General features: G+C 61.7%; 17 protein-coding genes. 3 read left to right on the forward strand and 14 right to left on the reverse strand.

The genetic code is table 11. From position 1 onward, the window contains the following. Nucleotides 1-58: 58 nt before the first annotated feature. The 10 genes from ACA046_RS03115 to urtA form a co-directional block, all read right to left on the reverse strand. Nucleotides 59-367 carry an urease subunit beta gene (locus tag ACA046_RS03115; RefSeq protein WP_459025771.1) on the reverse strand — a complete coding sequence of 103 codons (309 nt, stop codon included), beginning with the start codon at nt 365-367 and terminating at the stop codon, nt 59-61. Beyond that, nucleotides 364-897, reverse strand: coding sequence for a GNAT family N-acetyltransferase (locus ACA046_RS03120; protein WP_459025773.1), 534 nt, complete (start codon nt 895-897; stop codon nt 364-366). The genes ACA046_RS03115 and ACA046_RS03120 overlap by 4 nt, the downstream gene beginning before the upstream one ends. A gap of 5 nt (nt 898-902) precedes the next feature. Further along, nucleotides 903-1424 (reverse strand): GNAT family N-acetyltransferase, encoded by a 522-nt coding sequence (locus ACA046_RS03125; RefSeq protein WP_459025775.1) that lies wholly within the window; start codon nt 1422-1424, stop codon nt 903-905. A 9-nt stretch (nt 1425-1433) separates the two neighbouring features. After that, nucleotides 1434-1736, reverse strand: coding sequence for an urease subunit gamma (ureA, locus tag ACA046_RS03130; RefSeq protein WP_003217383.1), 303 nt, complete (start codon nt 1734-1736; stop codon nt 1434-1436). A 148-nt stretch (nt 1737-1884) separates the two neighbouring features. Beyond that, nucleotides 1885-2724, reverse strand: a complete 840-nt coding sequence (locus ACA046_RS03135) for an urease accessory protein UreD (RefSeq protein ID WP_459025778.1) — start codon at nt 2722-2724, stop codon at nt 1885-1887. 30 nt (nt 2725-2754) lie between these two features. Further along, nucleotides 2755-3453, reverse strand: coding sequence for an urea ABC transporter ATP-binding subunit UrtE (gene urtE / locus ACA046_RS03140; protein WP_017478391.1), 699 nt, complete (start codon nt 3451-3453; stop codon nt 2755-2757). Nucleotides 3454-3569: 116 nt separating this feature from the next. Further along, nucleotides 3570-4430: an urea ABC transporter ATP-binding protein UrtD gene (urtD, locus tag ACA046_RS03145; protein ID WP_003217378.1), complete on the reverse strand. Its 861-nt coding sequence runs from the start codon at nt 4428-4430 to the stop codon at nt 3570-3572. Beyond that, the gene (gene urtC, locus ACA046_RS03150; RefSeq protein ID WP_497675889.1) at nt 4427-5506 is read right to left on the reverse strand and encodes an urea ABC transporter permease subunit UrtC; all 1080 of its coding nucleotides are present in this window, start codon (nt 5504-5506) and stop codon (nt 4427-4429) included. Before urtC ends, urtD begins: the two co-directional genes overlap by 4 nt. Then, nucleotides 5506-7008, reverse strand: coding sequence for an urea ABC transporter permease subunit UrtB (gene urtB, locus ACA046_RS03155; protein WP_497675890.1), 1503 nt, complete (start codon nt 7006-7008; stop codon nt 5506-5508). The genes urtC and urtB overlap by 1 nt, the downstream gene beginning before the upstream one ends. A gap of 134 nt (nt 7009-7142) precedes the next feature. Then, nucleotides 7143-8408, reverse strand: coding sequence for an urea ABC transporter substrate-binding protein (gene urtA / locus ACA046_RS03160; protein ID WP_497675891.1), 1266 nt, complete (start codon nt 8406-8408; stop codon nt 7143-7145). Nucleotides 8409-8662: 254 nt separating this feature from the next. Between urtA and ACA046_RS03165 the strand changes: the two genes are divergently transcribed. From ACA046_RS03165 to ACA046_RS03175, 3 genes are all read left to right on the forward strand, one after another. Then, nucleotides 8663-13231 (forward strand): DUF4329 domain-containing protein, encoded by a 4569-nt coding sequence (locus tag ACA046_RS03165; RefSeq protein ID WP_497675892.1) that lies wholly within the window; start codon nt 8663-8665, stop codon nt 13229-13231. Between the two features lie 113 nt (nt 13232-13344). Beyond that, complete coding sequence (locus ACA046_RS03170; RefSeq protein WP_497675893.1) at nt 13345-15291, forward strand: hypothetical protein; 1947 nt, start codon at nt 13345-13347, stop codon at nt 15289-15291. Next, complete coding sequence (locus ACA046_RS03175; RefSeq protein ID WP_497675894.1) at nt 15292-19272, forward strand: hypothetical protein; 3981 nt, start codon at nt 15292-15294, stop codon at nt 19270-19272. It begins immediately after the preceding gene. On the opposite strand, the gene ACA046_RS03180 is transcribed toward ACA046_RS03175, so the two are convergent. The 4 genes from ACA046_RS03180 to ACA046_RS03195 form a co-directional block, all read right to left on the reverse strand. After that, entirely contained in the window at nt 19269-20279 is a 1011-nt protein-coding gene (locus ACA046_RS03180; protein ID WP_459025790.1) for a FecCD family ABC transporter permease, read from the reverse strand. The two genes, ACA046_RS03175 and ACA046_RS03180, sit on opposite strands and share 4 nt — an antisense overlap. Then, nucleotides 20276-21223 carry an ABC transporter substrate-binding protein gene (locus tag ACA046_RS03185; protein ID WP_497675895.1) on the reverse strand — a complete coding sequence of 316 codons (948 nt, stop codon included), beginning with the start codon at nt 21221-21223 and terminating at the stop codon, nt 20276-20278. Before ACA046_RS03185 ends, ACA046_RS03180 begins: the two co-directional genes overlap by 4 nt. Then, a complete protein-coding gene (locus ACA046_RS03190) occupies nt 21220-22008 on the reverse strand; it encodes an ABC transporter ATP-binding protein (RefSeq protein WP_497675896.1) in 789 nt (262 codons plus the stop codon). The genes ACA046_RS03185 and ACA046_RS03190 overlap by 4 nt, the downstream gene beginning before the upstream one ends. A 136-nt stretch (nt 22009-22144) precedes the next feature. Further along, nucleotides 22145-24250: a TonB-dependent receptor gene (locus ACA046_RS03195; RefSeq protein ID WP_459025796.1), complete on the reverse strand. Its 2106-nt coding sequence runs from the start codon at nt 24248-24250 to the stop codon at nt 22145-22147. Between the last annotated feature and the right edge of the window lie 8 nt (nt 24251-24258).

Consider the following 24258-nt stretch of genomic DNA (forward strand, 5'->3'; position numbering starts at 1 on the left):
AGTCAGCTCTTTTGCGGCCGCTGCGCGCCCGAGCGGGAGCAAGCTCCCTCGCCACAGGTCAGTCCAGGTCGCCCATGATGCGTCCGGCAAACCCGAACACCCGGCGCTTGCCGCTCAATTCCACCAGTTCCACCTCACGACTTTGCCCTGGCTCAAAGCGCACGGCGGTGCCGGCCGGGATGTTCAGGCGCATGCCACGGCTGGCGGCACGGTCGAACGCCAGCGCGTCGTTAGTCTCGAAAAAGTGATAGTGGGAACCGACCTGGATCGGCCGGTCGCCGCCGTTGGCTACGCTCAAGGTGGCGGTGCGACGGCCTACGTTGAGTTCGATGTCGCCAGGCTGGATCTGAAATTCGCCAGGAATCATGCGGGTTGTCCCAGGGTCTTGAAGTAGATGGCGGTCGGGGTGTAGCGCCCGTCCGGGCTTTGGCAGTAGTCGGGCAATTCACCGATCTTGGTGTAGCGCAGCGACTGGTAGAACGCTTCGGCGCCGGAGCCGGCTTCGGTGTCCAGGTACAGCAACCCGCGTTTGTACTGGCGGGCACTCAGTTCCAGGGCGCTCATCAGTTGCTGGCCGAGGCCGCGGCGCCGGGCCTCGCTGTGCACCAGCAGCTTCTGCACTTCGGCGCGGTTCAGGCCGTTGGCCTTCAGGCACAGGGCTAACTGCACGCTGGCAACGACCTGCTCATCACGCACCACCACCCACAGCAGCAGGCTGCCGTCGGTGAGACTGGCCTGCACACCGCTGAGATAAGCGCTGGCCTGGGCTTCATCGAAGTCGGCCATGAAACCCACCGATGCGCCGTGCTTCACGGCGTCCAGCAACAGCTCAATCAAACCCGGGCGGTAATGGGCAAAACTTTCGGCATTGACTCGACGCAGTTGGGCAGCGTTCATCGGTATCACTCCTTGGGCGGCACAGCGCCTGGGTTGAGCGTCAGTTGCATGAAGGTCAGGTCCAGCCAGCGCCCGAACTTGGTGCCGACCTGGGGCATCTGCCCGGTGGTGATGAAACCCAGGCGCTCATGCAGGCGAATCGAGGCCTGGTTGCCGCTTTCGATGGCGGCGACCATCACGTGTTTGTCGCAGGTTTTCGCCCGCTCGATCAGCGCCTGCATCAGATGAGGCCCGAGGCCTTTGCCGCGCTGGTCGTTGCGCACGTATACCGAGTGCTCGACGGTGTGGCGAAAGCCTTCGAAGGGCCGCCAGTCGCCGAACGAGGCATAGCCGATGACCTGCTCGTCTTCGACGGCCACCAGGATCGGATAAAACTGCGACTGACGGGCACTGAACCAGGCCTGGCGGTTGCCCAGGTCTACCGGTTGTTCGTTCCAGATCGCCGTGGTGTTCAGCACCGCGTCGTTGTAGATATCGCGAATCCCTGGCAAATCGGCGTGCACCGCATCACGAATCAAAAAGGACATGGCCGGACCTCAGGCGATGGGTTGGTGGACGGTGACCAGCTTGGTGCCGTCGGGAAAGGTGGCTTCCACCTGGATGTCCGGGATCATTTCCGGAATGCCTTCCATCACCTGTTCGCGGGTGAGCAGGGTGGTGCCGAAGTGCATCAGCTCGGCGACGGTGCGGCCATCGCGGGCGCCTTCCATCAGCGCGGCGGAAATGTAGGCGATGGTTTCCGGGTAGTTGAGCTTCACACCGCGTGCCAACCGCCGCTCGGCCACCAGGCCGGCGGTGAAGATCAGCAGTTTGTCTTTTTCCCGTGGGGTCAGGTCCATCGTTCAAGGTCCACTATGAAATACATTCGTAAAAACACCGGAGATCCAATGTGGGAGCGGGCTTGCTCGCGAATGCGGTGTGTCAGTGAATGCATCTTTGCCTGACCCACTGCATTCGCGAGCAAGCCCGCTCCCACATTTTTAATCTTCATGTGCTCCAGATTCTCGGTGATACAGCCTCGCGGCCCAGCACGGCCGGGCGCAACAGGCGCCACAGCGCGATCAGCCAGCCTCGCGCCAGCAGCGCTTCGCTGGCCAGGCAGCGGGCTACCAGCAGGCCGGGCAATTGGGTCAGGTCGCCGCGTACTGCGTGGGGCAGGGAGCGGCATTGTTCGAGCAGGTCAGGGTCGATTTCGCCGGTCACCAGCAAGGTGGCGAACACCGGTTGCCCGTCCAGCCCGATGGGTGAGTCGAGCAAACCGTCGGCGCCCACAATGCGCTGGCGCTCATGCCAAATCAACTGGCCGTCGCGGCGGATATCCAGGTGCGACTGGAAGTGCCCGAGGTCGAAACGCTCGCCACTGGCGGGGCGCCCGAGGGCGACCACGTCCCAGTAGAACAGCCGGGCATCGCCTTGCAGGTCAATGCGGGTGGTGAGTTCGGCCTGGGCGGCGCTGAACACGATGGTCTCCTGCGGCAGCCATTCCAGCGTCGCACCAGCCTCCACCGTCAGCTCCAGTTTCTGATAGGCCGGCCCGCCGGCGCGGTACCACTTGGCCGCGCCGGGGCTGGTCAATTGCGCCCAGGCTCCTTCGGCGACATGGGCCGTGATGTCGAGGCGATCACCGCCGGCAATCCCGCCCGGCGGGTGCACGATGATGTGCTGGCACACCTCGGGGCCTTCGGCGTACAGGTGCTTTTGCACCCGCAGCGGGCCGAGGTGGCGGCGCATCACCGGGCGCGTGGTGTCGCCGAATCGCGCGTAGCCGAGTTCCAGCTCGGCGTGCCAGCTGGGGGTGAACAGCGCGGTGGGGGCAGGTAGAGTCATGGTCAGTGCTTATCGTTAGGACGCTACAGATTAGATCGTAACGAGTCCGCGCACACCCTCGCTTTCCATATTTTCTCCACGCCCCTGCTGGACGATTTCGCCCCGGGACATCACCAGGTACTGGTCGGCCAGTTCAGCAGCAAAATCGTAGAACTGTTCCACCAGCAGAATCGCCATGTCGCCGCGCGCCGCGAGCTTCTTGATCACCGCGCCGATCTCCTTGATCACCGACGGCTGGATGCCTTCGGTGGGTTCATCGAGGATCAGCAGGCGTGGGCGGCTGGCCAGTGCCCTTCCGATAGCCAGCTGCTGTTGCTGGCCGCCGGACAAGTCGCCGCCCCGGCGTTGCTTCATTTGCAGCAGCACCGGGAACAGCTCGTAGATGAAGGCCGGCACTTCCTTGGCTTCGGAACCGGGGAAGCGTGACAGGCCCATCAGCAGGTTTTCTTCCACCGTCAACCGACCGAATATCTCCCGGCCCTGGGGCACATAAGCGATACCGGCGTGCACCCGCTGGTGAGGCTTGAAGCCGGTAATGGCCTTGCCTTCCCAGTTCACCGCGCCTTCCTTGGCCGGTAGCAAACCCATCAGGCACTTGAGCAGGGTGGTCTTGCCCACGCCATTGCGGCCCAGCAAACAGGTGACTTCGCCGACTTTTACCTCAAAGGAAAGCCCGCGCAGGATGTGGCTACCGCCGTAGTACTGGTGCAGCTTGTCGACTTGCAGCATGTTCAAATTCTCCTCAATTCCTTGTGGGAGCTGGCTTGCCTGCGATACAGGCGACTCGGTGTATCAGTTGCACCGTGTCGATGCCATCGCTGGCAAGCCAGCTCCCACATAAAGCATCAGCGGCCGAGGTAAACCTCGATCACCCGCTCATTTTCCTGCACCTGTTCCAGCGACCCTTCGGCCAGCACGCTGCCCTGGTGCAACACTGTCACGTGGTCGGCAATCGAGCCGACAAAGCCCATGTCGTGCTCCACCACCATCAGCGAATGCTTGCCCGCCAGGCGCTTGAACAGCTCGGCGGTGAACTCGGTTTCGGCGTCGGTCATGCCCGCCACCGGTTCGTCCAGCAGCAACAGTTGCGGGTCTTGCATCAGCAGCATGCCGATTTCCAGAAACTGTTTCTGGCCGTGGGACAGCAAACCCGCGGGGCGGTTGACCGAGGCGGTGAGGCGGATGGTGTCGAGCACTTCGCTGATGCGGTCTTTCTGCTCGCCGCTCAAACGCGCCCTCAAACTGGCCCACACCGACTTGTCGGTCTTCTGCGCCAGCTCGAGGTTTTCGAACACGCTCAGGGCTTCAAATACCGTTGGCTTCTGGAACTTGCGACCGATGCCGGCCTGAGCGATCTGCACTTCGCTCATGCTGGTCAGGTCGAGGGTTTCGCCGAACCAGGCCTTGCCGTGGCTGGGCCGGGTCTTGCCGGTGATCACGTCCATCAGCGTGGTCTTGCCCGCGCCGTTGGGGCCGATGATGCAGCGCAATTCGCCGACGCCGATGTACAGGTTCAAGTCGTTCAACGCCTTGAAGCCATCGAAGCTGACGCTGATGTCTTCCAGGGTCAGGATCGTGCCGTGGCGGGTGTTCAGCCCTTTACCCGCAGCCTGGCCGAGGCCGATGGCATCGCGGGCGCTGCCCTGGTCTTTGTTCGGTTCAAGAATGGGTTCGAGCATGAATTCCGCCGTCGCTGTAATTCTCATTGGTCGCCCCGTTTCTTCAGCAGGCCAATCACGCCCTTGGGCAAGTACAGGGTGACGATGATGAACAGCGCACCGAGGAAGAACAGCCAATACTCAGGAAACGCCACGGTGAACCAGCTCTTCATACCATTGACCACACCGGCGCCCAGCAACGGACCGATCAAGGTTCCACGCCCGCCGAGGGCCACCCACACAGCGGCCTCGATGGAGTTGGTCGGCGACATTTCGCTGGGGTTGATGATACCCACTTGCGGCACATACAACGCGCCCGCCAAACCACACAGCACCGCGCTCAACACCCACACGAACAGCTTGAAGCCGCGTGGGTCGTAGCCGCAGAACATCAGGCGGTTTTCCGCATCCCGCAGTGCCGTCAACACCCGACCAAACTTGCTCTGGGCCAGGCGCCAGCCGATGTACAGACTCGCCACCAGCAACGCCACGGTGGCCACAAACAGCACCGCCCGCGTGCCCGGTTCGGTGATACCAAACCCAAGGATGCTGCGGAAATTGGTAAAGCCGTTATTGCCGCCAAACCCGGTCTCGTTGCGGAAGAACAGCAGCATCCCGGCGAAGGTCAGGGCCTGGGTCATGATCGAGAAATACACGCCCTTGATCCGCGAGCGGAAGGCGAAGAACCCGAACACCAGTGCCAGCAAACCCGGCGCCAACACCACCAGGCACATGGCCCAGAGGAAGTGGCTGGTGCCGGTCCAGTACCACGGCAATTCGGTCCACGACAAGAAGGTCATGAACGCCGGCAGCTCATCGCCGGACGCCTGGCGCATCAGGTACATGCCCATGGCATAACCGCCCAGCGCAAAGAACAAGCCGTGGCCGAGGGACAACATCCCGGCATAACCCCACACCAAATCCAGGGCGAGGGCGACAATGGCGTAGCACAGAATCTTGCCCACCAACGTCAGCGCGTAGGCGGAAACGTGCAGCGGGTTTTCCGGTGACAACAGCGAGAACAACGGCAGCGCCAGCAGCAGGATCAGGATCACTGCACCGACCGCAACGGTCACCTTGGGGCCGGCCTTTTGCGCGGCCGTGAGCATCAATGGCTGGTTCATCAGTCGATCACTCGTCCTTTCAGTGCGAAGAGTCCCTGCGGGCGTTTCTGGATGAACAGAATGATCAGCGCGAGGATCAGGATCTTGCCGAGTACGGCGCCGATCTGCGGCTCAAGAATCTTGTTGGCTATCCCTAAGCCGAAGGCCGCCATGACGCTGCCGGCCAACTGGCCGACGCCACCGAGCACCACCACCAGGAACGAGTCGATGATGTAGCTCTGGCCGAGGTCCGGGCCGACGTTGCCGATCTGGCTCAAGGCAACACCGCCGAGGCCGGCGATGCCGGAACCGAGGCCAAAGGCGAGCATGTCCACGCGCCCGGTGGGCACGCCGCAGCAGGCGGCCATGTTGCGGTTCTGGGTCACGGCGCGCACGTTGAGGCCCAGGCGCGTCTTGTTCAGCAGCAGCCAGGTCAGCACCACCACGAACAGCGCGAAGGCGATGATCACGATGCGGTTGTACGGCAGCACCAGGTTGGGCAGCACCTGAATCCCGCCGGACAGCCATTCGGGATTGGCCACTTCAACGTTCTGCGCACCGAACACCAGGCGCACCAGTTGGATCAGCATCAGGCTGATGCCCCAGGTAGCGAGCAGGGTTTCCAGTGGGCGGCCATAAAGGTGACGAATCACCGTGCGTTCCAGGGCCATGCCGATGGCGGCGGTGACAAAAAACGCCACCGGCAGCGCGATCAGTGGGTAGAACTCGATGGCCTGGGGCACGTAGCGCTGCATCAGCAACTGCACCACATAGGTGGAGTAGGCGCCGAGCATCAGCATTTCGCCGTGGGCCATGTTGATCACCCCGAGCAAGCCGAAGGTGATCGCCAGGCCGAGCGCTGCCAACAGCAGGATCGAACCCAGGGACATGCCGCTGAAGGCCTGGCCGAGAATCTCGCCCACCATCAGTTTGCGTTTGACCTGGGCCAGGCTGGTTTCGGCAGCGGTGTGCACGGTGGCGTCGGCTTCGACACCAGGCGCGAGCAGGGCTTCCAGGCGAGTACGGGCCAGCGGGTCACCGGTGCCGCCGAGCAAGCGCACGGCGGCCAGGCGCACAGCCGGGTCGGGGTCCACCAGTTGCAGGTTGGCCAGGGCGAGGCTGAGAGCTGTGTGTACGTCGTCGTTGGTTTCGCCGGCGAGTTGCTGGTCGAGGAATTTCAGCTGCGCAGGTTGTGCGCTTTTTTGCAGGGTTTGCGCTGCGGCCAGGCGCACCTTGGGATCGGCTGCGAGCAATTCCTGGCTGGCTTGCACGTTGTCAATCAGGCCGCGCAGGCGGTTGTTCAGGCGTACGGTTTTGGTTTCACCGTTGACGCTGATCTGGCCTTGTTGCAGGGCGTTCACCAACTCGATACGCGCCGGGTCAGGCTGGGCGGCCCAGTCCTGGAGCAGCTTGGCTTGTTGCATCGGGTTGGCGGCAAGGAAGTCTTCGGCGTCGCTGGCGTGTGCGGCGAAGGGCAGCAACAGCAGGGCGGCGAGGATGAGGCGGTATAGGGCAGTGGGCATACAAAATGTCCTGATTATGCACGGACAATGTGGGAGCGGGCTTGCTCGCGAAAGCGGTGGATCAGCTTCGGATGCGTCGACTGACACACCGCTTTCGCGAGCAAGCCCGCTCCCACATTTAGACCGAGTCGGTCTTAGTTGCTCTTGACGGCGTAATCCGGCTTCTTGTCATTCCCCGGGATATACGGGCTCCACGGCTGCGCACGAATCGGCTCCTCGGTCTGCCATACCACCGAGAACTGCCCGTCGGACTGGATCTCACCGATCATCACCGGCTTGTGCAGGTGGTGGTTGGTCTTGTCCATGGTCAGGGTGAAGCCCGACGGCGCGGCAAAGGTCTGCCCGGCCATGGCTTCACGCACTTTGTCGACGTCGGTGGACTTGGCTTTCTCCACCGCCTGGGCCCACATATGGATGCCCACGTAGGTGGCTTCCATCGGGTCGTTGGTCACGGCTTTGTCCGCGCCCGGCAGGTTGTGGGCCTTGGCGTAGGCTTTCCAGTCGGCGACGAATTTCTTGTTCACCGGGCTCTCCACCGACTGGAAGTAGTTCCAGGCCGCGAGGTTGCCCACCAGCGGCTTGGTGTCAATGCCGCGCAGTTCTTCTTCACCCACGGAGAAGGCGACGACCGGTACGTCGGTGGCCTTCAGGCCCTGGTTCGCCAGCTCCTTGTAGAACGGCACGTTGGAGTCGCCATTCACGGTGGAGATCACGGCGGTCTTGCCACCGGCCGAGAACTTTTTGATGTTGGCCACGATGGTCTGGTAATCGGCATGGCCAAACGGGGTGTAGACCTCTTCGATGTCTTTATCCGCTACGCCTTTGGAGTGCAGGAACGAGCGCAGGATCTTGTTGGTGGTGCGCGGGTACACATAGTCGGTGCCCAGCAGGAAGAAGCGCTTGGCGCCGCCGCCTTCTTCGCTCATCAGGTATTCCACCGCCGGGATCGCCTGCTGGTTCGGCGCCGCACCGGTATAGAACACGTTCGGCGACATCTCTTCGCCCTCGTATTGAACCGGGTAGAACAGCAGGCCGTTGAGTTCTTCGAACACCGGCAATACCGATTTGCGCGACACCGAGGTCCAGCAACCGAACACCACGGCGACCTTGTCCTGGGTCAGCAACTGGCGGCCTTTTTCAGCGAACAGCGGCCAGTTGGAGGCCGGGTCTACTACGACGGGTTCGAGCATCTTGCCGTTCACACCACCCTTGGCGTTGATCTCGTCGATGGTCATCAGCGCCATGTCTTTCAGCGAGGTCTCGGAGATGGCCATGGTCCCGGACAGCGAGTGCAGGATGCCGACCTTGATGGTCTCGGCGGCCTGTACGGTCCAGGCCATGCCCATGGCGGCGATGGACGCCGACAGTGTGAAAGCCTTGATCAAGCTGCGACGCTTCATTGTGCAATCTCCATGACTCAATGATGTGATGAGGGAGTGATTGCAAAGGCTGTGCCGAGGCGCGCAATCGTGGTGCGCCAGAGCTTTGCTTGGGCTATGCGCGCGGGCGACGCACCAATGCGGCGCCAATCGTGGCGACCTGTGCACGCAGGTGCACCCGGATGGTGCCAGGCGCGCCGGGCTACTTACCTACCGCTTGAACGCTGAGTGGGCCACCGAGAATGGACGCCGACGATTACTTGAAAGGAGTTCCCATGGCGATCCGATTAGACCGCGAGCGACGTGCCGCCAGCACCAACCGAGGCGCGGCAAACTTGCCGCCGTTAAGCCCGGTTTTTTTGCATGAAGCGGATGCTGCCTACTGGGCCCATCTGAAAATAGGCGAGCGCCGGGACCGGGAATACGGCGGGGTGATTGTGAAAAATCCGGACGGACAATTTTTGGCCACCGAGCCGGTGCCCGGCGATGAGATGCAGTTCAACCTGCTCAAGGTCCTTGGCGTCGGCACCGATGGTTATTACCAGCAGCCCAAGGGCTACACCTGCGTTGCCAGCTACCACTCACACCCGGCGCAACATCAGCTGATCCAGAGCCGCAACCGCACCTTCGACAGTCGAATGGTCAAAGCCTTCCTCGGTTTTTTTTCGGGTTCGGACTTTACCCATGATGTCGATGATCGCGAGTTTTTTCCGGCCGCTTATCTTTCTGGGCCCGATGGTTCGTTGATTCGCTATGCCCCGAGCGGGTCAGCCCAGGAGCGCAGCTTTGCCTTATGGATCAAGGCTGGAAAACCACTGAAAAATCCCGTCGGGGTATACGGTCCGTTCAGTGAGCTGGTAAAAAAAATCTCCCTGTTGGGCGAGCTCACGCTGGTCGTCCCTACTTCATTGTGGGGCGGTTCTGCCGGCAAGGTTCCGGCCGACTGGGTGGTGTTCGAGCCCTTCACCAACCCGGCGGTAACACTCCCGCCGCTGTGCACCGCGATTTTCCAGCGGGCTGAGGAGGCCGTGCGTGCTGCGCAGTCAGCATCCGGCCAGCGCACGTCGGGTTTTGTGCTCAAACACCGCCAGCGCGAAAGCTATGTGGCGACCTTTGGCCAGGCAGAGCAACTGCCTTTGTTTTCACCCCTGGGCGTGTTTGCGCAACGTGCGGACGGCCTGTGGCAGCTGCCCTCCAGCTATCGCATCGAGGCTATCCACTATCGCCCGGCGTCTTCGTCGGTTGAACGTTCAGTACGAGAGCCCTGGCTGTATTTAAACTTTTTCACGCCTGCCGAAGTGGTTGCCGCGATGATTCAGGCGAAGGCAACCGCAGGCGTGCAAGACAGCAGCCGAGGGCTGGGCCTGTACCGACACGCCACGGATGGCGGGCTGCTTAAGCTTAAGCTGGCAGTCGCCGATACCACTCCCGGGCTGGAAGACAGTAACGCCCAGGCTGCGCTGCTCAACGGCACTTTGACGCCTCGTCAATATGTGCGCCGAGTGATTGCCGCCACCGATGTATCGGTGGTGTACCCCGGCAAACTGTGGCGCGATAAGGGAGCGGTGGATGTCCGCTCGCCTGCGTTGAACGCGGTTTATGGCGCGAGCTGGAATCGCTCGTTTCTCTCGGCCAATGACGCGGCGTTACATGCCCATGAGCTGATTGGCAATCGTCGGGATCGCTACTACGGGGGGTATGTACTCAAGGGCGCAGATGGACGTTTCACCGTGACCAACCCGCTGGAAAGCGCTGCCAACCCGTTTGATGACACCCTGTTTTTCCGGGCGGATAACCAGGGGCCGTTGATTCCTCCTGAACACTATGAAGTGCAGGCGCGTTACGGTTCGCACCCGGCGTTGTCGATGATCGACCCGGAGTGGGTCCGCCAGCGTGGCTGGACCAGGGAACAGGCGCTGATCAATCTGCAGGTGTTTGCTCCGGACGAGGTGCTCTCGATCCTGAGGTCGCGTCACGTCGCCTATCTGTCTGGAGGCGCTGATTGTTTGTTGGCGTATGTCCCAAGTGGTTCACCCAGGGAACAGACGCTACTGGCCAGCCTCGCAGGCAACACCACGCAGTCGCGTGCGCCGGTCAAGTGGGTGAGCGAGCTGGCTGAGAGTGGGGCGCTCAGGGTGATTCAGGGCAATCAGCTGTGGGGACCACGCTCGGTGGTTGGCAGCAGTTGGCTTGCGCATGCCACCTATGCGGCGCGACTCGGCCCGCCCGAATTCACCCTCTTCGGCGCGGTATTCGGCAGTGCCAACGAGGCTGCCCGTGACCTCCACCGGCGGGTTCATGGGCGCAACCTGAGAACGGCTGACTGTTTCGCATTCATTCTCAAGCACAAGGACCAGGAGCAGTACATCGCCAGTGAGGTCGAGTGTGTCGACAGCGTCAATACGCTGTTCAGACTCAACAGCCTGTTCGCCGTAACAGCGCAGGGCGGCTACCGGTTTCCCGAGGGTTTTGTGCTGCACGCGCTGTTTCGTTCCCAGCAGTGGCCACCGAGCGGGCTGGATGCCGCGAATACCTGGCTGACCACGTACTTCGTGACACCTTTGGTGCTGTACATCGCGCTCTACGAATCAATACGCCGAGGCAAGCAATACAACAGCGGCAATAACCTGCCCGTGTACTTTTCGACCCTTGATGGCGCGTTGCTGAGGTACGTAGTGCAACCAATGGTCATCGGCCAGGCAGGGGCGGCGGAGATCGAACTTGAAGAGGCCACTCGGCAGTTGACCGGCGGCCAGCTGACGCCACGGGATTTCCTGCGGCGCTGGGCAGGTCGCGGGCAGTTGGAGGTGGTGCGCACCAGCCAGTGCTGGGACCGGGTCGGCCCCCTCGGTATCACCTGGTCGGGGTATGACAACATTATGCGCCGGCGCTTGAGCCCCGGATTCGCCAATGCCGATGATGCCGCGCGCCACGCCGCAGCGCTGGTGGGGCAAGGGCGAAAGCGGCTGTACGGCGGGGTGATCCTCAGGTTCGCCAATGGCCTGTTTGCCGCGACAGAACCCCTGGCGGTACCGCCCCAGGGGTTCACCTTTAGCTGGATCTACCCGGACCAGATCGTTTCACGAGGGCTTTACCCGACGGGCAGCACGCTGGTGGCACGCTATTCATCCCGTGTGGAGCAGGAGGTGCCGATCCTGTTGTCGGCCACGCAAAAGGCGGTGTACACCAGCATGATACCCAGCGCGGTATTGTCCAACCTGCTGCGCCGCGAAGCGCATATCAAGCGTGAGTACGTATTCGGGCCTCGGGGCTCGATCCTCAGCTATCAGCTGTCGGGTTCCGCGGCTGAAACCGCGCTGAAAAACCAGCTGGCACCGCGCAACCTGGTCAAGGCCGAACTCGCTGACAATGATATTGAGTACGCTATTCGCGCAGGCAGCCTGTTGCCGGAAGAGTTTGTCACCCGAGCGGCCCTTGCAGGTTCGGTGCGGGTGATTGAGGGCAACGCGCTATGGGGCCCTGTCAGGGAGCTCAGCAACGGGTTTGTGCCCTACACTCCGCGAGCGGGCGCGTTTGAGATTCGAGCGTCCGTTGCAGACCCTGCTTACAGCCCGGTGTTTACCCGGGCGTTCGATGCAGTGCGGCATGTGCAGCGGGAGTTTAAGGCCGGCCCGCAGATAACGTTCGGGTATGTGCTCAAGTCCGTGAACAAGCCGCTGTACAGGGTCACTCTGCCGCTGGTCAGAGCGAGTTTTGCGGACTTGAGACAAGTCTTCATTGCTGGCCAGTTACCGTCTGGCTATGCGTTGGATGGCTTGTACCTGGGCGCCGATGAAGATGCTATTGCGATGACCGGCGACGATATGGCTCACAACTTCTTCGGGGCACAAGTCATCGCCAATGCCTTGCACTTTGTCAGTCACGCCATCCGTGGGCAGGTGTTGGCGCTGTACCTGATGTGTGCCGACGGTGCGCTGCTGCGGTATCGTTTTGCCACGCCGGAGCGCCTGCCCGGCTTCATGTCGCAAGCGCCCCGTTTGCGTGCGCAGCTGCAAGACGGGACGTTGCGGGTACGTGACTACGTGCGGCAACTGGCGGGCATGGGAGAGCTGCATGTCAGGCTCACCAGCCAGACCTGGAGCAGGAAGGGGCGGGTCACCGCGCAATGGCAACCCCGGGAGAACCCTCACAGTTTCCTTAACGACCCTTATTTTCATTCGTTCTGCAGCCCGCTGTTCGCCCATGCCGATGATGCAGCGCACTTCGCCCATCGTCAGGTGGGGCCTTACACAGGCAAGCAGTACCTGGCCGCAGTACTGGTGCCGCCCCAGACGCCGGGTTATGTCGCGATAGACCCGGTCAAGGACTTCGATGAGGGGGACGGGGCGAGCACCCTTGAATGGCTGTTCCGGATTGGTCACAGCGGCTTTGATGTGCCGCACACCAATGCACTTTATTTTTACAGCATTGCCGCGGTGCACGCGTTTTACAAAGCCATCCCTTCAACCTCAAGCACCGCAGTCCTGGACCTCGCGTTGCTGGATAACTTTACTGCCCACCAGGACCTGCAGCGTTATATGGACGTGCTGCAGAGCAACCGCCCGCAGGCCGAAAGCTGTTACCTGAGCTGCCGTGACGGCGCGTTGCTGAGGTACATACCCGGTTTTACCACCGAGGAAACCGCGCTGCTCAGCCCCAGCCTGCAGCCGAATCCAAGCGAACTGGTCAGCAGGTTGAGAAGGACGGGCACATTGTCCGTTCTGTCCACCGGCCTGTTCTGGACGCAGGCAGGCCCGCTGCCCGAGACGTGGCAAACAGCTGATGTGCAAGCCCGGCCCGATGGAGACGAGGCTGGCTTCGGCCGGGACAAAGATGAGCTGTAGCCACAGCTAAGTATCTAACGCCTTTCGCTGGCCAGATCCTTGAAAGTTGAACCCTCTGATGCGGCCGTGACGTGCATGGCCGCCTCTTTTTTCTTCTCTCGGATGGTAACGACATGGACAGTACTGAAACGCAAAACGATAGCCCCAACAAACTTCCCCCCTTGGGGCCGGAATTTATCACCGGTAACGACGCGGCCTCCTGGGCTCACAGACAGGTCAGTAACAAACGCGACCATGTCTACGCAGGGCTGATTCTTAAACGCGCCGGTAGGTATGTGCCAACCGTACCTAGCCGCGGCAATGCCCGGGGGGTAGATTTTTCCACCCTGTTGAACCTGGACGCCAAGGGTGATTTTGAGCAGCCTGACGGTTACCAGGTTTACGCCTTCTACAGCTCCCGCTCGGAAAAGGACGACGCACGGGCCGCCGAGTTGACCCATTGGACGCAGGCGCAGCGACGGCTGGAGATCAGTTTTTTTTCCATGGGCGGGCTGCGGTTCGTCATTGAGAATCGCGATTTTTGCCCGATTTACTATTTGTCGGGCCCCCACGATTCGCTGATCAAATACGAAAGCAGCGGCTCCGCTGAGGAGTCACATTTCCTGCGCACCATTAAAGGCAGCCGGGCGTCGGATGTATTTGAAGACTTCATGTTCTTCATCAAAATCACCGCGAGATCGGGAGTGCTGCGTGTCGTGGTACCCAACACAGAATTGGGCGGAAAGGCCGGGCAGATCGTTGAGCCATGGGCCCTCAACCAACCGGTTGCTGATGTTTCCCAGTCCAGACAGTCGCAGCCGTCCACCCAGGTATTTCTCCGCTGGCAGGACGCAATCCGCTCTGCCTTGCCACCTCTGGACGCCCCGACCCAGGATAGCCATTTTGGCTACCTGCTCAAGGATGATGCAGGCGAGTACGTGGCGATGCTGCCTGACGCTGACCTCAAGAGTATTTTTGTGAACCTTCCGGCCGGTGCCTCGTTGCCCAAAGGCCGGCCGAAGTTGCCGAGCGGCTTTTATCTGCACGCGATTTATTGCTCGCTGGCCAAGCAACATTTTCCCAAGGTGCCGAAGGAGCAGTGGCTGAGCGAGAGCTTTTTTACCGCTGATGTCTTAGCGATGGCGGCGGTCCTGGCCGCTTCCGACGAACCGGACCTGGAGCTTTACTTGCGCACCAATGATGGTGCTTTGTTGATGTATCGCTGCACCGGGTCCGAGGCGCAAACCCGGCTATTCGGCAGCAATGGCGCAGATATAGGCAAGCGCTTGAAGGACGGCACCCTGAGCCCCTCCGAGTTTGTCCGGCAAGTCGCTGGCGTAGGCACATTGACTGTGCTGGAGGCCGGGCAGGTATGGGACAAGGTTGGCGTGGTGGATGAACACTGGCGCTCATTTACGCGGATTCATCAATCGTTGAGCCAGGCCTTTGTGAACGGCGATGACGTGGCACGTTACCTCCACTACGCACTCGGCAAGCAGCGGGATGATTTCTACTACGCCTTTATCCTGCAACGCGACGATGGTCGGTTTGTTGCCACGCCGCTATTTGGCGAAACACAGTGGTTCAGCCTCTGGTGGGATGCGCCAACAACCGAAGAGTACCGCATGCGTTTCGGGCTTGAGGGCTACCGTGTGGTCGCGCAATTCAATCGGCCTAAATCCGACCTGACCGAGTTGCGCGCCAGATTCAAAAAGCGCACTCCAAGCCAATTGGACTTTCTGGTCAGTACGCCGCCGCCCCATTCGATTTACATAACCGCTCACTTTTCTGATCTGATCAAGGCGCTCTATACCAGCGGACCGAACGGTACGCTGCTCAAGTACACAGCCAGTGGCTCACGATCCGAGCGTGAGTTTGGCGACTTCCTGCTGCGTGCGCTGCAAGCCAACAGGGTGGTGGTGCGAGCGCAAGGCTATGACGGGACGCCTGAGGGGCTGATCAAGGAGTTGGTCCAACTCGGTGAATTAACTGTGCTGCTGGCCGACGAGAGCTGGTACCACACCCAGGGCCGGGTGCCAGCGACCTGGGCGCCGCAAACTCCCTTCACGGCGGCCGCCTAGTTGGATGCACCGCTGAGCTGGGTATTCACGTACCTGGAGAATGCCCGCAGTTACGCCCATGACCAGTTCAAGGCGTTGCCGCCGGGACGTCGTGTCGGATTTATTCTCAAGCATCGGGAGCGCTCAGAGTACGTGGTCAGCGATCCTTTCGAGGTGATCGGTGACAATGACAGGACCGGGCTGTTCGCGCTCTCGCGCACCTTCCCTGGGCACGCCGGTGCCGCGCCGGCATTGCCACCTGGGTTTATCCTGCACAGTTTTTATTATCACGCCTTACCCGACGGCTCCAGGGTAGTTGGCGAGCCGTGGTTATACGAAAGTTTCATCGCCACCCTTGACCTGGCCGAGGCCGTTGCGAGTGCCCGCGAAACAGGTGCCACGGCGCTTTACATCAGCGCCGCCGACCGCGCGCAACTGGGCTATGAGTTTTCCGCTACGGCCAGGGAAAGTGCGCTCTTTGAGGTGCTGCCCAGCGGTGAGGTCACGGATAATGGGCTGGCAGACGAACTGCAGGCCGGCACCCTCACGGCCCATGATCTGGTCCTGAAAGTGGCGCAAGCTGGCGATTTGGCGGTGCTCACGCGCGGCAAACTGTGGGACGTTGCAGGGCCGGTGGACGTTGATTGGCGACCGCTCGCACTGGCAACACAACCCCGGCTCAGTCCGGGATTCCTCCAGGTGGAAGATGCCGCCCGCTATGCCCATGGCCAGATCGGCAACCAGCGCGAGCGTGAATACTGCGGCTATATCCTGCAGCGGCCCGATGGCCAGTACGTGGCGACGGAGCCGTTGTACGCCAGCGATGCCGGGCGTTTTGTGTTGGGACGGGTTTACCCTCAGGACGTGAAGGGTCGATCCTTGCTGCCGTTACGCCATGTATTGAAAGCCGTGTATGGGTCCAGCCGTGGCGTGTCGCTGCTGGTGCCCGAGCGCTTGGTGCGCCCAGGCTGGTCACGGGATGACGCTTACCTGGCGGCGCACATGTTCAGTGCCGAAGACGTCTACACCCTCATTCAGAATCGCCAGCAGGTGCCCATGGCTTACTTGTCGGCTGCCGAGGATTGTTTGCTGGCCTTTGAACCAGGTGACTCATCCGGGTTGACGAATGTGCTCAAGGCGGTCACCCCTACGGACCAAGGCAGTCCGGCGGCGCGCAATCTGGTCAGCGGTACGCTGACGGCGCCGGAATGGATCCGCCAGGTCGCAACAGCCGGCAGTGTGCGAGTGGTGCTGGGCAACCCCCTGTGGGGGGCATCGGGCCTGATCACCGAGCACTGGCGCCCACGGCTGGTGGTGCCCCGGCTTGAACGTCCGGAGCAGGTTGCCTATGGCCAGGTCTGTGCCAGCGCAGCCGATGCCGCGCGGGCATTGCATGCGCGTGTGGACCGTGGCGCGCCGACGCAAATCAGTTTCGGCTTCATTCTCAAGCACCGCGATCGAAATGCCTTTGTCAGTTCGGAGCTGGTGCCGGCCTGGAACAACGCCGGGTTGTTCGCGTTGAATGGCGTATTTGGGGTCGATGATGAGGGTGAGTTTATCTACCCGACGGGCTATCAACTGCATGCGCTGTTTTACCGGCGCAACTGGATGCCAAAAGGGTTAAGCACTTCAGAGCAGTGGCTGGCAGAGCACTTTATCTCGGCGGCGGATTTGGCCAGTGCAACCCTTCAGGCCAAGCGCCAGCGCGAGACGGGGGCGCTGACCGGATTGCCGGTGTTTATTTCAACCCTGGACCAGGCCCTGCTGCAGATGCAGGCGCCAGTGTCGTCGACCCTGTTCAACCCGATCCGCCAACCTTCAGGGATGTTCGAAGATGTGCAGACCCTGGTCGCCAGCGGGCAACTGACTGCCGTCGGGTTCGTCAACGAGGTGGCGAAGTTGAGTTGGCTGAGTGTATTGGTCACCAATGAGTGCTGGGCGCTGACGGGCAAGCTGGACGTCAGCCAGATACCTTGGACCGCCTTCGCCAGTTTTATGCGCCGAGGGATGAGCCCCTTGTTCAGCAGCCAGGCAGACGCCGTGCGTTACGCCCATCAACAATTGGGCACGCAGCGCGACACGCTGTACGGCGGCCTGGTGCTGCAACGCAACGGCAAGTTTGTCGCGACCCTTGCCATTGCGGTGTTGAGTGAAGATTTCGACCCGAACGTGATCCTGCCCACCATGGACGTTAGCCAGGCGCTGCTGGCACCCGGCTGGAAAGTTGTCGGGCGTTATCGCTCGCGGGCTGCCCGGGTGCTGCCGTTCTGGCTGGCGTCCCAGGAAAACGCGACCTATCAAAACCTGTTCTCCACCAAGACCCTGGAGACCGCGCTGAAGTCTGGCCACCTGTGGACCCACGAATACCTGCTGACGCCGGACGGTTCACTGATCGGTTTCAGTACCCGGGACGCCGAGCGCAACCTGATGAGCAACACCCAGCGAGACGAAGCGACGCAGTTGCTCAACCAGCTGGAAACTTCCCTCGCACCCAACAGCCAGGCACCCCAGGATCCCGACAGTAACGCCATTGAACAGCAGCTGCGAGCGGGCCGTAAAACCCCGACCGAACTGGTTAACCAACTGGCACGAGTGGGTACCTTGCAGGTGATCGAGGGCGGCCCGTTGTGGGGGATTGCCAAGCGCATACTGCCGGGCTGGATGCCGGCCCTGGCGTATATTGCGCCTGAGGTGGCTCTGCATGCCGTGGCGGATCGAGCGTTGGGCCCCGTGTACAAGCATGCCGACGATGCTGCACGCGATGGGCATCAAGGCACCACCGGGCGTGGTGTGCTGACCTTTGGCCTGATCCTCAAGTCTTCCGACAACGGGCATTTTGTCGCGAGTGTGCCGGTCAATTGCGATGATTTGAAGTTCAGCTACGACCGCGTATTCCTGCGTGGCGAACTGCCTAATGGCTACAGCATGCACGGCCTGTATCTGCGGCTACCCGAGAAGGCCGCCGCCGAGCTCCCTCAGGCACAGGGCTATGAGCAACTGCCGGCCCCGGCGTTGGTGCGTGCGGTGCTGAGTTTTCTGCAAGTATTGAATCAGCCTGTGGAACGCTTCCTGCCACTGTATGTGTCCTGTGCCGACGGTTCGCTGTACCGTTATCAGGCCGTCCAAATAGACCGGGACTGGGATTCCAGCCACCGACAAGTGGAGTATCTGCGCCGCCTCAAGGACCGTGGCAGCAATGACAGCCATGTGCTGAAACTGGCTGATTCCGGTGAACTCCGTGTGCTCGACAGTAGCCCGTTCTGGGATGCCCTGCTGCCGCGAGTGAAGCACATCGCAACCACGCTGAAAGACTTCGATACGCGCCTGGCCCTGGGGCCGTTGTGTGGCCATCCGGACGATGCGGCGCGCCTGGTATGGCAGCGTTTCAAAACCCTGCCGAACCCGCCACGATTGGGGGCGATCCTTGGCAATGGCGACAGCGACACCTTTATTGCCGTGCAGCCGGTGGCTGATCCGGGCCCCTCGGTAGCGGTGGGGTTGCGCCCCGATACACCGGCCTACAGCGCCTTGTTCAAAGGCGTGATGAACTTGGGTTACCCCGGCACGTCGACCCGATACCCCGCCGGTTACACGGTCATGGGTGTGCAGCAGTTGTTCAAGCTCGGCGGTGAACGCCAGCGTATGAGCGATCGCTACGAAGAGGGCCTGGCCCATAACTTCATTGACCAGAAAGAAATCCGCGGCTTCGTTGAAATGCTCCGCCAGGACCGGATTGCAGGAGCCCGTTACTACTTCACCCCGGTGCAGGGCGCGCTGATTGTCTACCAGCCCAGCTATCACGAGGATGAAAGCCAGTTGCTGCGCGATGACTGGATTGACGAAACCACAGGTTGGGTAACGGTAAAACCCAGCGAGGTGATCCGTCGGCTGGCGACCTCGGGCAAACTGACGATCCTTGAACCCGACCGTTTCTGGCAACCCCGCAGTCAGGTTGCGCGGCGCATGCTGCATGAGTTCAAGGAGGCCGACCAGGGCGTTTAACGCCGGCGCATCAACCCGATAAAAAACAGACCGCCAATGGCTGCCGTGGCCACACCGATGGGCAGGTCCTCCGGGGCGATCAGGGTGCGTGCGGCCACATCGACCCACACCAGGAACACACTGCCCAGCAGCACGCATACGGGCAGTAAACGGCGATGCTCGGCGCCTACAAGGCGCCGGGCAATGTGCGGCACCATCAGCCCGACAAAGCCGATGGAGCCGCTGATGGACACCAGCACGCCGGTCATCAGCGAGGCGATCAGGAACACCTTGAGCCGCACATTGCGCGCGTTCAGGCCCAGGGTCACGGCGGTCTGTTCGCCAGCCATCAACGCGTTCAACGGACGTGCCATCCCTAACAGCAACACCAGCCCCAGCAACACCGTGGCGAAGGGAATCGCCAGCAGTTCCCAACGTGCCAACCCGAGGCCGCCGAGCATCCAGAACATCACCGCCGAGGCCGCGCGGTGATCACCCATGAACAGCAGCAAATTCGCCACCGCCATCATCACGAATGACACCGCCACCCCGCACAACAGCAGGCGGTCACTCTCCAGCCGACCGTTGCGACTGGCCACCGCCAGCACCACGATCATGCTCAGCAACGCGCCGATGAACGCCGCGATGGGCAGGGTCAGCAAGCCGATCACTTCACCCACATGCAGCACGACGATCACCGCACCGAGGGTGGCGCCGGAAGTCACGCCCAGCAGGTGCGGATCCGCCAGCGGGTTGCGCGTCACCGCCTGCAACACCGCACCGATCAACGCCAGCCCGGCGCCCACCAGAGCACCGAGCAACATGCGCGGCACGCGGATCAGCCACACGATGTGTTCCTGCCCCGCGCTCCAGTCCACCTCGCCAACGCCGAAGGCTTTATGCAGCAGGATCCGCCACACCACGTCCACCGGCACCCGCGCCGAGCCGAACCCCAGCGAGACCACGCAAGAGACCAGCAACAAGGCGCCAAGGGCACTCAGCAGCAGGGCGTAGCGACGGGTAATCATTCGCCGTGGAACCCCTTGGCCAGGGTTTCAACCGCCAGCACGTTGTCGATGCCCGGTGTAGCTTGCACGTAGGGGATGACGATGAAGCGCTGGTTCTTGATGGCGTCCACCGATTGCAGCGCCGGGTTGTTCAGCAGGAACTGCTCTTTCTGATCGGCGGTGATTTCGCTGTAGTCGACGATCACGATGACTTGCGGGTTGCGTTCCACCACGGTTTCCCAGTTGACCCGAGTCCAGCTGGCGTCCACGTCATCCAGAATGTTGCGCCCGCCGGCGGCGTCGATCAGTGCCTGGGGCATGCCCAGGCGGCCGGAGGTCATGGCGCGGTCTTCGCCGCTGTCGTAGAGGAACACGCGGGGTTTGTCGGCCGGCAGGTTTTTCTGCACTTCGGCCACCTGTGCCTGCATCTGTGCGATCAAGGCATTCGCGCGGTCCTGCACGTCGAAAATTTTGCCCAGGTTGCGCAGGTCGTTATAGGTGTCTTCCAGGGTGGCCGCCGGGCGCTTCATCACGAAGGCGCAGGACTCGGTCAGCTCATAGACGTTGATGCCCAACGGTTGCAGGGTTTGCGGGGTGAGGTCGCCGCCCACGCGCATGCCGTAGTCCCAGCCGGCGAAGAAGAAGTCGACGTTGGCGTTGAGCAGGGTTTCCACCGACGGGTATTTGCTTGCCAGTTCCGGCAGGCCGTCGAGGATCTGCGCCATTTCCGGCGTCACGGACTTCCAGCCGGTCACGCCGCTGTAGCCGGCCATGTGCGACTTGAGGCCCAGGGCGAGCATCATCTGGGTCATGTTGATGTCGTGGCTGACCGCGTGTTTCGGGGCTTCGGCGAAGGTTGCTTCGCGGTTGCAGCTTTTGATTTGCAACGGGTAATGAGTCGCTTCGGCGAACGCTTGAGCAGTGCCGAGCAGCAACGCGAGAGACAGCAGGGAGCGCAGGATCATGGTTGGGTTATCCAGGTAATTCGGGGGTAGCCGGACAAGGGGTGAGTGTCGATCAATGCTTCAACGCCGAACACTTCGCGCAGTAATTCGGCGGTCAGCACCTCGTGAGGTGTGCCGCTGGCGACGATGCGCCCGTGGTTGATCACGTAAAGCCGATCACAGAACGCGGCGGCCAGGTTCAGGTCATGAATGCTGGCCAGGGTGCTGATGTTCAGGCGCTTGACCAGTTGCAGCAATTGCAGCTGGTAGCGCGGGTCGAGGTGGTTGGTCGGTTCGTCGAGGATCAGCAGTTGCGGTTGCTGGGCCAGGGCGCGGGCCAGGATCACTCGCTGCTTTTCACCCCCCGAGAGGGTGGCGAAGGAGTGGTCTTCAAAGCCCAGCAGGCCGACGGATTCGAGGGCCTGGCGGATCAGGTTGCGGTCTTCAAGGGTGTCGCTGTCGAACAGGCCCTTGTGAGGCGTGCGGCCCATGGCGACCACTTCATCCACTCGCAGGCCGAACGCATCGGGAAATTCCTGGAGCACCACGGCGATACGTTGCGCGCACCATTTCGAGGATTGCTTCCAGACATTCTGGTGTTCCAGCAGCACCTCACCCGCCGCCGGTTTGCTGAACCGGTAGGCGCACCGCAGCAGGCTGGTCTTGCCGCTGCCGTTGGGACCGATCAGCCCGACAAATTCACCGGCACTCACCCGCAGGCTGGCGTCACGCAGTTGGAACTGGTGATGACAGTGCTCGTGGCCGGGTGGGGCCCAGGCGAGGTCGGTGAGGTTGAGTGAGGTCATCAATACTCTCGGGTCCAACACAGGACAAATGTGGGAGCGGGCTTGCTCGCGAATACGGTATGTCAGTGAATACATCTGTAACTGATCCACCGCATTCGCGAGCAAGCCCGCAAACATTGGACAGTGTCGCATTCAGTTAAAAGGTGTAGTCCGCCGTCACAAAGAACGACCTGGGTTCACCCAGGATCCATTGCTGGCCGTCATTGTATTGGCTGACGGCGTAGGTGCGGTCAAACAGGTTATTCAATTGCAGGCCCAATGTCGTGTTACGCATGGCTTTCCACGACACGGTGGCATCGACCACGGTGTAGCTCGGCACTTCGCTGGTGTTGGCGGCGTTGGCGAAACGCGAGTCTACATAACGCACCCCGGCAGCGGCGCGAACGTCGTCAGTGATGGCCTTGCTCAGCCATAGGTTGGCGGTGCGGCGCGGCACGTCGGTGGGGCGGTTGCCGTTGCGGGACGCGGCCTGGCCGTTGACCACTTCAGAAAAGTCGTCGTACTGCGCACGCACGATGGCTGCGTTGGCCTGCAACTGCCAGGCGTTCGGCAGTTGCAGGTCGAGGCTGGCTTCCAGGCCATTGGAGGATTGCTGGCCGACTTGTTCCTTGAGGGTGGTGCCTGGGATGCTCACCAACAGCTTCTTTTTGACGATGTGGTAGGCCGCCAGCGTCCATTCACCCCGCGAGTCCCAGAACGCCTGCTTGAGGCCGATCTCGGTTTGCCTGGCGGTGGACAGGCCGAACTGCTGCTGGCTCGGGCTCAGGGTAATCAGGCTGCCGACGCCGTCGGTGCTGGTAGCGTACTGGCCGTATACCGAGGTGTCCGGGGTGATCGCGTAGACCAGGCCGGCTTTCCAGTTGTTGCCGGTAAAGGTCTTGTTGGAGTCGCTGCCATCCACCAGGGAGTCGCTGTCGATGTGCACGTAGTCGCGGCGCACGCCGGTGATCAGTGACAGTTGATCAGTCAGTTGCAGGCGGTTTTCGGCGAACGCAGCCAGCTGTTTGGTGGTGCTGTCCGACTGCTGAACGAAGGGGCTGGCGCTTTCAAACGGTTGCGGTACCGGGTGGTTGATGTCCACTGGTTGGCCGGCGTTCGTCAGGTCATCGAACGGCGAGTTGCTGGCCAGGCGGAAGCGAATGCGGTTGTACTCGACGCCGGTCACCGTCTGGCTGTCGAGGCCGAACAGGGTGTGTTTGAAGGTAAAGGTCTGGCGGTCGCCGACCTGTTCCTGGTTGTGCTTGATGCCCAGGTAGCTCTGGCGCACCAGCCCGCCGTCGACGTAGTTGTAGCTTTCGGCGTTCTGCCAGCGGCGCTGGTTTTTCAGGTACGACAGTTCATTGGTGGCGGTGACGTTGTCGTTGATCTGCCACTCGCTGGTCAGGCGTGTCCACTGGTCGTTGTAGTGCTGGATATCGTTGCTGACGTTGTAGTTCTTGTCCCGCAGGCCCTTGTGCAACTGGCCGTTGATCAGCGGCGTGCCGTAGTCGTTTTGCGGGGTCTGGTCGCCGTAGTCGGACGCCAGGGTGAAGCTCAGGTTGTCCGCCGGCTGCCAGCGCAGGGCGCCGCTGACGAAGTCGCTGCTGGAGTCGCCACGGTCGATGAAGCCGTTACTGCGCAGGCGGTTGATGTTCAGGCGATAGCTCAGGGTGTCGGTCAGCGAGCCGCCGCTGTCGAGAGCTTGCTGCTGGCGGTCATAGGAACCGTAGCCCAGGCGGATATGGTTTTCGATCTCGCCTTCGAAGGGTTTCTTCGGGATGGTGTTGATCACCGCGCCGGTGGCGCCCTGGCCGTACATCACCGAGGCCGGACCGCGCAGTACGTCCACCCGCTCCACAGACCAGGTGTCTACCGGGAAGGTGGAAGTGCCCGCGCCATCGAACATGCGGGCGCCGTCGTACAGTTGCAGCACCGAACTCTGGCCAGTGAAACCGCGTGCCGACAACGAGGTGCCGCCGTCGCCCGGCGTGCCGGTGCGGCTGACGCCGGTGGCCCGGGAAATGGCGTCTTGCACCGTGGCATCGCCCCGTGCGCGAATCTGCTTGCCGGTCTGGCTTTCAACGCTGCCCGGGGTTTGCAGGGCAGTGAGGTTCAAGCGCGAACCTGCGGTGGTCGGGGTTTGCAGGTCGACGCGCTCGTCGTCGACGGCGGGGGCGGAGACGGCACTGGTGGGAAGCGTCAGGGCTTGGGCACTGTTTTGCAGGGCGAGCAGGCACAGGCCGGACGCAAGGTACTTGTTCATCGGACGAT

Source organism: Pseudomonas sp. LBUM1641, from assembly GCF_059716235.1.

Excerpts from the sequence above, each read along its gene's own strand:
- ACA046_RS03115 (WP_459025771.1), bottom strand. The coding sequence starts at position 367 with ATGATTCCTGGCGAATTTCAGATCCAGCCTGGCGACATCGAACTCAAC.
- ACA046_RS03120 (WP_459025773.1), bottom strand. The coding sequence starts at position 897 with ATGAACGCTGCCCAACTGCGTCGAGTCAATGCCGAAAGTTTTGCCCAT.
- ACA046_RS03125 (WP_459025775.1), bottom strand. The coding sequence starts at position 1,424 with ATGTCCTTTTTGATTCGTGATGCGGTGCACGCCGATTTGCCAGGGATT.
- ureA (WP_003217383.1), bottom strand. The coding sequence starts at position 1,736 with ATGGACCTGACCCCACGGGAAAAAGACAAACTGCTGATCTTCACCGCC.
- ACA046_RS03135 (WP_459025778.1), bottom strand. The coding sequence starts at position 2,724 with ATGACTCTACCTGCCCCCACCGCGCTGTTCACCCCCAGCTGGCACGCC.
- urtE (WP_017478391.1), bottom strand. The coding sequence starts at position 3,453 with ATGCTGCAAGTCGACAAGCTGCACCAGTACTACGGCGGTAGCCACATC.
- urtD (WP_003217378.1), bottom strand. The coding sequence starts at position 4,430 with ATGAGAATTACAGCGACGGCGGAATTCATGCTCGAACCCATTCTTGAA.
- urtC (WP_497675889.1), bottom strand. The coding sequence starts at position 5,506 with ATGAACCAGCCATTGATGCTCACGGCCGCGCAAAAGGCCGGCCCCAAG.
- urtB (WP_497675890.1), bottom strand. The coding sequence starts at position 7,008 with ATGCCCACTGCCCTATACCGCCTCATCCTCGCCGCCCTGCTGTTGCTG.
- urtA (WP_497675891.1), bottom strand. The coding sequence starts at position 8,408 with ATGAAGCGTCGCAGCTTGATCAAGGCTTTCACACTGTCGGCGTCCATC.
- ACA046_RS03165 (WP_497675892.1), top strand. The coding sequence starts at position 8,663 with ATGGCGATCCGATTAGACCGCGAGCGACGTGCCGCCAGCACCAACCGA.
- ACA046_RS03170 (WP_497675893.1), top strand. The coding sequence starts at position 13,345 with ATGGACAGTACTGAAACGCAAAACGATAGCCCCAACAAACTTCCCCCC.
- ACA046_RS03180 (WP_459025790.1), bottom strand. The coding sequence starts at position 20,279 with ATGATTACCCGTCGCTACGCCCTGCTGCTGAGTGCCCTTGGCGCCTTG.
- ACA046_RS03185 (WP_497675895.1), bottom strand. The coding sequence starts at position 21,223 with ATGATCCTGCGCTCCCTGCTGTCTCTCGCGTTGCTGCTCGGCACTGCT.
- ACA046_RS03190 (WP_497675896.1), bottom strand. The coding sequence starts at position 22,008 with ATGACCTCACTCAACCTCACCGACCTCGCCTGGGCCCCACCCGGCCAC.
- ACA046_RS03195 (WP_459025796.1), bottom strand. The coding sequence starts at position 24,250 with ATGAACAAGTACCTTGCGTCCGGCCTGTGCCTGCTCGCCCTGCAAAAC.